Genomic DNA, 7,342 nt, shown 5'->3' with positions numbered 1-7,342 from the left:
AGCAGGTTGCGTTGCAGCGCGAGGGCCGTGGTGTGTTCGCGCGTGTATTGGCGGGCGTTGTCCAAGGACAGCGCGGCCCGGGTGACCAGCTCCTCAGCCAGGAGCAGGTCATCCTCCTGAAACGGAACGGGGTCCTCGCCGCGGCAGAACAGCGCGACACCCAGGACGGCGCGCCGCGCAATGATGGGCACGATCATCAGGGAGTGCATCCCGTACTCACGGATCTTTTGCGCCCGCGCCGGGTCGTGGTCGACCCATGTCCCAGGAGAGGCGTCCAGCACCGGTTCCAGGTGGGATCTTCCCGTGCGCAAGACGGTGGCGAACGGCGAGGTCGGGGGGACGAAAACCGTCTCCCCTCGCGCAAACGTCGACTCTGGGACTCCCGGGTGGATCGAGGCCAAACCGGCACGGCGGAACACAGGGGGGCGATCATACTTTATGTCGATTCGGGCAGAGGGCTCTTTGCCGAATGGAACCGACTCTGCCAGGTCGACGGTGACGTAGTCGGCCAACAGGGGCACGGCGAGGCTGGCCAGTTCCTGTCCGGTCTGCATGACGTCCAGGGTGCTGCCGATACGCGTGCTGGCCTTGCTGAGGATGGCAAGGCGCTCGCGCGTCCGCTGATTGCCGGTGACATCCACGCTGATGATGCACACCCCCAGTGCCTGGCCGTCCGCGTCCTGGAGGCAGAAGAACGAGGCCGAGAATGCGTGCTCCCGGCGCGGTTCTTCCGCCGGCCATGCCCGGTACTCGTGGACCGCGGAAGTGCCGCTCTGCAGCACCTGCCGCATCACCGCCTCGAGGGCCTCGGTCTCGAAGCCGGACATCGACTCGGTGAGTCGACGTCCGAACCGCCGGTCACGGGAAATGCCGTCATAGCACTCCATCGTGTCGTTCACCCAGGTAGAGCGCAGTTGCGGGTCACGAATGGCGATGCCGATCGGCGCGTGGGTGAGAAGCGACTCCCGCACCGATCCGTTTCTCGCTTCCCGGGAGAGCGCGCCGATGTCGGTGGCGGACACAAGCCACCGGAATGTTCCGTTCTGTCCCCACAGCAGCGAGAGGTGCAGGCTCAGGTTGAGCGTACGGCCGTCGCGGTGGCGGACCGCCGCGGTGCCGGACCAGCCACCTTGGGCACGGCACTGCTCGGCGAACGCTGATACCCCCAGCGCCTCCTCGCAGGACGGCAGCACGAGTGTGGCGGATCGGCCCACCACGTCCTCAGCGCAGTACCCAACAAGGTGCTGAGCGGCTTGCGTCCACGCGACGACCGTCCCTTGCTCGTCGATCAGCGCTATCGCTGCGTCGGATATCTCGCGGGACCTCAGCGGCTCCAAGAGTGCGGCCTGGGCAGTGCTCATCATTATGGTTCCCATCAGGTGCGTAGGTGCGTAGGTGCGTAGGTGGGAGGAGAAGCCGATCCTCAGGAGGGTTGCTGCTGTTGCGGCGGCCAAGGCGACGACGGGAGAGGATCGGGGCCGGGCGGTGGGAGAAGCGGAGTGACGGCCATGAGGCCGACGACCGCCTCAGCACGGCGGGCCGTCCCGTGTTGCCCGATACCGTCCACGCTGGTCATGCCCCGCCGCAGCCCCATAGGCGGCTGACGTGGTGTCAGCGTCCGGGGAACAGCTCCTTCACCTCCTGCACCGCCCAGCCGTTACCGTCCGGGCCGCTGAAGGTGAGGTAGGAGGCGTAGGCGACACGGGCAGGGTGCGGGCCGGCCACCCGCCCCTGGCCTGGGCCGTGGTGAACGACCCCTCCGGCATCGTGGCCGTGGTGGAGGAGCCATCCGGCATCGTGGAACACCTCGCCGGCTTCGGTGCCGCGGCCGACGAACTCCGCGCGGGCCTCCTCGATGTCGGAGACGATGAGGTGCCGCCGTGTTCAGCGGCACCACGGGCTCGTCGTACGGGCCGTGCTTCTTCAGCTCCAGGACCTCGATCGCTTCGTTCAGCGTGCCCGCGCCGCCGGGCATCACCACTACTGCGTGGGACACGGCGAGCAACCGTGCCTTCCGTTCAGCGATCCCTGGCGAACGTCATTTCGTCGGCGTCCTTCCTGACCCGCTTCCGGGGAAAATCGACGGCGATCCCCGTGAGCCGCCCTCCCGACGCCTGCATTCCGTCGGTGACGACCTTCATCAGCCCGGTATCGGATCCGCCCGACACCAGGGGGTGGCCGGCCCTGCCGATGAGCTCCCGGAACTCGCGGGTCGGCTGGGTGTAGAGCTCGTCGAGGTCAGTGGCTGAGAGGAAGACACCGATGTTCATCGGGGTGGGCGCTGTTGCAGTCATGACTCGAACGTATGCGCGCGTCGGCCCACACGTGCGGACCATTTTCTGAGCAAATGACCGGACCACTTCGCGCCGAACGGCCAGGCGGGCCCCTGGGCGCCGCCTGTCAGACCGGTTGCACTCGCAGGCGACTTCTCGGGAGGTCGCCGAGACGCCGGGGGAGGAGCTCGCCGTTCCTACAGAAGACGAGGTCGCCGTTCCCACCACGGAGAACGAGGGCGACGTTCCCACGGAGGATGCCGCCTGAAGGCTCGTTCCCATGGCGTTCCCATTGAAGATCAAAAGGCCCCTCCGAGGCGACTCCGAGGGGCCTTTCTGATGCATCGTGCCTGATCAGGCACAGTGCCCCCGGCAGGATTCGAACCTGCGACACCCGCTTTAGGAGTTCATTCAGAGCTACGTGCGTGCTGCCGCATTGCTACTCCAAGGGCTCAAGGCAGTCCCCCTGCTACCGCCAGGGTCCCGGTGCGTACGCCTCTGTTGCCGTCGTCTTCTGCCGTCAGGAGGCGCAAAGCACCGGCATCCCGCTTCCAGGCCCACATGGAGGCCCTCAGGAATGGGCGCCGCCCTCACATATGCGGCGGGTCACGTGTGCCTCAGCTCCGCGGGCTGTGTCGAGCGGCGTAGCAGGGGCAGCGAGGTCGCCGCGGCCAGCAGGCAGGCGGCCAGCATCAGGGGCGGGACGGCCAGGGCCGAGTACGGCACGGTGAGTCCGTGTCCAGTGAGTGACGCGTACCAGATACCGACGGCCAGCCCGCCGGCACCCGAGACCAGCAAGGCCGGTGCCAGCGGCAGAGCGGTTTCCAGGAGCACTGCGTGGCTCAGAATCGTCCGCGGCACGCCGGCGGCGACCTGCTGGGCAAGTGCCCGGCGCCGGGTGGCCACGGACTCGGCGGCGCCCACGGCGACCGAGACAAGGACGATCAGGAGGCCGACCAGGACCGCCGCCCCTGCCAGGTCGATCCCGCCGGTGTAGAAGTCCACGTCGGTGGGGGTGTACTCGCTGTGGTTCAGAGTCTCGAGCAGTGCCTCGCGTACGCCCATGAAGCCGGTTCCCACCACCGTCACCAGCAGGACGGCAGCATGGGTGCGCGCCGCCGCCCATGGATCGGCGGACAGCCGCTCGGCGGCGATCAGCACGGCAGGACGCCCGGTGCGCGCCGCGTACCGGCGCCCGGTCAACCGAGCCATGCCACCGCTCACCCACACGGCCCCTGCCCCGATCAGGAGCAGCGCGCCGAACAGGACCAGGGGAACCAGCCCGGCGGACCCGTACGTGAGCGCCAGGACGCCCCCAGTCACGGCCGCCACGACCAGAGCCGTGCCCAGCGCGACCGCCCGGCCCCCGCCCTGTCGGCGCGGCAACATCCGCACCTCGCCGAGAGGCGAGGCGACCACCCGGCGCAGCGCCGCCAGGCTCACCGCCACGCCCACGGCCGGTACAGCGAGCATGACGGCGGCCACCACCCACCACAGTCGCGCCGGAGGTCGGCCGGCCCCGAGTACACACCCGGCCACCGCCACGGTGCCCACGACCGAGCCCACCAGGCACGCGGGCCCGGACTCCAGCGCGGCGATCCGCCGCACCCGTCCCGGAGCGGCCCCCGCCAGCCGCAGCCGGGCCATACGGCGGTCGCGGTGCACGGCACCCAGCCGCGCGCACTGCCCGAGGAAGCCGAGACCGGGGATCAGCAGAAGCAGCAGCGCCAGGACCACACCACGGCGCTGACCCGGGCTGTTCAACAGGCCATGGGCGACTGGAAGGTTCGAGTATCCGCGTACGGACGCCACGGCGGCTGCCATCCCGCCGAAGGCGGCGACGCAGGCCGCGCCCACGGCCGTGAGGCCGATCCGCCACCGCTCACGCCGGTCCGAACCGCTGGTGAGCAGCCAGGCCAGCCGCAGATCCGCCCTCACTCGGACACCTCCAGTGCGGCCGTACGGCCGTCCGTCAGCCGGATCTCACGGTCGGCGTACGCGGCGACCGTGGCGTCGTGCGTGACCAGTAGCACTGCTGCGCCCAACTCCCGTACAGCCGAGGTCAGTTCGGTCATCACCTGCTCGCCCGCAAGGGAGTCGAGGGCGCCGGTCGGCTCGTCTGCGAACACGACCTTCGGGCCGGTGACCAGGGCGCGGGCCAGTGCGACGCGTTGCGCCTGGCCGCCGCTGAGTTCACCGGGGCGTGCCTCGGCCCTGCCCAGCACACCGAACCGCTCCAGCCACGTACGTGCCTGCCCCTGGGCGGTGCGCCGGTCGGTTCCGTTGAGGACCAGCGGCAGGCAGACGTTGTCGACCGTGGTCAGCTCGGGGATCAGCTGCCCGAACTGGAACACCACCGCGAACTCGGTCCGCCGCAGCTCGCTGAGCCGCTCCTCGGACACATGATCGAGGCGCTCGTCGCGGTACATCACCGGCCCGCGGTCGGGACGGACGATCCCTGCCATGCAGTGCAGCAGGGTGGACTTGCCGCTGCCGCTGGGGCCGGTCACGGCGAGGATCTCCCCGCTGCAGAGCTCGGCGGACGCGCCGCGCAGTGCGGGGGTCGAGCCGTAAGATTTGTACAACTCCCGGGCAGCGAGAAGGGGTTGTCCCGGCGTGGAGTCGGTGGTGCTCACGCTGCGTCGACCTCCGCGGTCAAGGTGGCGAGCCGGCCGGCGGTGGTTGTCATCCAGCGCAGGTCGGCGTCGAGGTGGGTGAGGGCGTAGTCCGCCGAGAGCACGGTGGCGAGATCGGCGCCCTGTGCGGACTTCACTGCCGTGAGCTCCCGCATGCGCTGCATGTGTGCGGCTCGTTGCGCCAGCAGGTAGGCCGCCGGGTCACCGGCGGACAGGATCGCGACGACGACCTTCGCGAAGATCTCGTTCGCTACGAACGGCGCGGGCGGCGTGACGGACGCTGCCCAGTCGGCGAGTTCACGTGCTCCGGCGTCCGTGCAGCGGTACACCGTCCGCTCCGGCCCGCCGTCGGAACCGGTCTCCTCGATCTCGGCGAGCCCGTCCCGGACCAGCCGCTGCAGCGTCATGTAGACCTGCCCGTAGGCAAGCGGCCGGGCCTGCGGGAAGCGCTCGTCGTGTCGGCGTTTGAGGTCGTATCCATGCCTCGGGCCGGTGGCGAGCAGGCCAAGGAGTATGTGGCGGGTGCTCATGGGCAGCAGTATTCACCGAATACATGTAGTCAGTGAATAGCCGGATGAGACTTGCTCAGGTCGAAGGGCTGTGACCTACGTCTCAGCCTGAGGGGAGTGAGGTGAGCCTGCGCCGACACGCGGCGGGCTGGATCGGCGTGTAGTACCGCTTTAGGAGCGAGGTTGGCAGTCACGCGCCTGACCTGCGGGTTCCCTGTCTTGGACGGAGTCCAGCGGCCGTACCCTTGCGCACACCTATTCCCCGTGATTCCCCGCCCGTTCTGGCACGAAAGTGGCACAGAGCCGTGCACTCGTGACCCTCACGATGCGAACTATGGGCGTGACGGCCGTTGAAGTCCGCCAAGCACGTCAGTTGGGCACCTGCGGCCGGTCGGGGTCGGTTGTGGGTGCGATGGTTGCTGTATTGCGCTGCTGTACAGCATCGGCTGAGGCTGCTGTGTGTTGGTATGCCGTTGGCCTCGACGGCTCGGGTCGATAGGACCGTCGGTAGAGACCTAGGGCACTGAAGACGAAGCAGAAGCCCACGATTGTGGCGAGTGCTGTCATTGGCGTCGATCCCAAGTGGCGATGCACGGGACCCACGGTGAGTGTGCCCCCAAGGCCCATGCAAGTGTCCGCCCAGCCCCCGAGACGCGGCGATGAAACCGTTTTCCTGAACCACGGGGGGACCCATCCGGCACAGATGGCGGCAGTGCCGGAGACGAAGGTCAGGAGCCAAAAGAGGGCCAACAGCGCCCAGTCGATGACCTCCACAGCGAGTCCCCCCATGCGACAACTGTGCGACTCGATGGCCGCCAGGCGTGATCTTTGCATGCCACCTCGCCGCATGTAAGGGGCCCGTGCGAGTTGATGAACCGCTTCACGGGGGTGCCGGCGAAACGGCTGAGTCGGCGGGCTTCTGACCGGCTGCGACGGTCCGCAGTTGCGCGAGCTCCTTCGCCGCTGTAGGCGTCAGTCTCTGCGGTTTCCCGTCAGTCCCCGGTCGATCGGGCACGTGAGGGGCACGCTATCCGTGGGGGTTGGGGACTTGCCTGGACGGCTGACAAGTATTGAGCTGTGGCCTCATCCTTATCAGGTCGATCACGGGGCACCGTCGGCACTGGGCAACCGCCTTGGCACCTCGACGGATGGTCCGCTTGGGTCCGGCGCCGGCCGTCGCTGTCCGCCCTTGTTGGTGTCAGACGCTGGTGTCAGAGTCCTCCGCACGCCCGGTCCTAGGCTGTGTCTGGCAAATGATCATCTGGCTGCCTCGCGGAGTAACGTTGTCCGCAGCCTGAAGGCCCACGAGGGCGCTCGCTGCGGCCGGGCCGGATGCTCCCCACCTTTGGGAATCGGGTTTGGGTTGCTGGCAGGATGGCCGGATGGACGACGAAACCGCCCCCGGCCAGGTCGACGAGGTCAGCCTTCGTGCGGCCTGTCCGCCGGCGGTCGGCGAGGCGCTTGAGCGGCTCGCCGCAGCCACCCGCCACGACACCGCAGAGTTCGAGCAGGCGCTGTTTCGCCTGGCGCTGCTGTGCGCGGAGGCACCTGTTGAGGCTCTGGAACTACTCGTTGCGGCTGCGGCGGCACAGGATCCGATGTTGCGGCGCGCAGGGATCGAGGGCCTCGGCATCTTCGGCCCCGACGCCGTGGCGCACGCGCCGATCATCTCCGCCGCGCTCTCCGACCCGGATCCCGATGTGCGGGCGGCAGCGCATGTTTCTCTCAAATCCGTACTCAGGCGGAACGAGCCCGACGAGGTACTCCGCGCTGCCGTTCGCCGGGCAGTCGAGCAAGTCGAGCAAGTCGAGCAACGGCAGCCGGGAGACGCTAAGCCTCGATCCACCGACCGATGCCTGTGGATGACGCTTGGGAAAATGAAGAAGTGCCTTGTGACCTGCGATGATGGGAGTTCTTTACGCTT

5 protein-coding genes and 1 pseudogene are annotated in these 7,342 nt (G+C 68.4%); 1 reads left to right on the top strand and 5 read right to left on the bottom strand.

Going from position 1 to position 7,342, the window contains the following annotated elements:
- From ACWDA7_RS48585 to ACWDA7_RS48565, 5 genes and pseudogenes are all read right to left on the bottom strand, one after another.
- The coding region (locus ACWDA7_RS48585; RefSeq protein WP_450614079.1) for a PAS domain-containing protein at positions 1-1,454 on the bottom strand (1,454 nt) is incomplete at its 3' end.
- Positions 1,455-1,876: 422 nt separating this feature from the next.
- A pseudogene (locus tag ACWDA7_RS48580) lies at positions 1,877-2,270 on the bottom strand (LOG family protein); the annotation flags it as partial.
- A gap of 609 nt (positions 2,271-2,879) precedes the next feature.
- Positions 2,880-4,211, bottom strand: a complete 1,332-nt coding sequence (locus ACWDA7_RS48575; protein WP_450614078.1) for an ABC transporter permease — start codon at positions 4,209-4,211, stop codon at positions 2,880-2,882.
- Positions 4,208-4,858 carry an ABC transporter ATP-binding protein gene (locus ACWDA7_RS48570; RefSeq protein WP_450614076.1) on the bottom strand — a complete coding sequence of 217 codons (651 nt, stop codon included), beginning with the start codon at positions 4,856-4,858 and terminating at the stop codon, positions 4,208-4,210. The genes ACWDA7_RS48575 and ACWDA7_RS48570 overlap by 4 nt, the downstream gene beginning before the upstream one ends.
- 47 nt (positions 4,859-4,905) lie before the next feature.
- Positions 4,906-5,439 carry a PadR family transcriptional regulator gene (locus ACWDA7_RS48565; RefSeq protein ID WP_450614074.1) on the bottom strand — a complete coding sequence of 178 codons (534 nt, stop codon included), beginning with the start codon at positions 5,437-5,439 and terminating at the stop codon, positions 4,906-4,908.
- 1,361 nt (positions 5,440-6,800) lie between these two features.
- Between ACWDA7_RS48565 and ACWDA7_RS48560 the strand changes: the two genes are divergently transcribed.
- A partial coding sequence (locus ACWDA7_RS48560; protein ID WP_450614072.1) for a hypothetical protein occupies positions 6,801-7,342 on the top strand: 542 nt, incomplete at its 3' end.

This window comes from Streptomyces sp. NPDC001156 (genome assembly GCF_053598275.1).
This window is presented reverse-complemented; position numbering and strand designations above follow the sequence as displayed.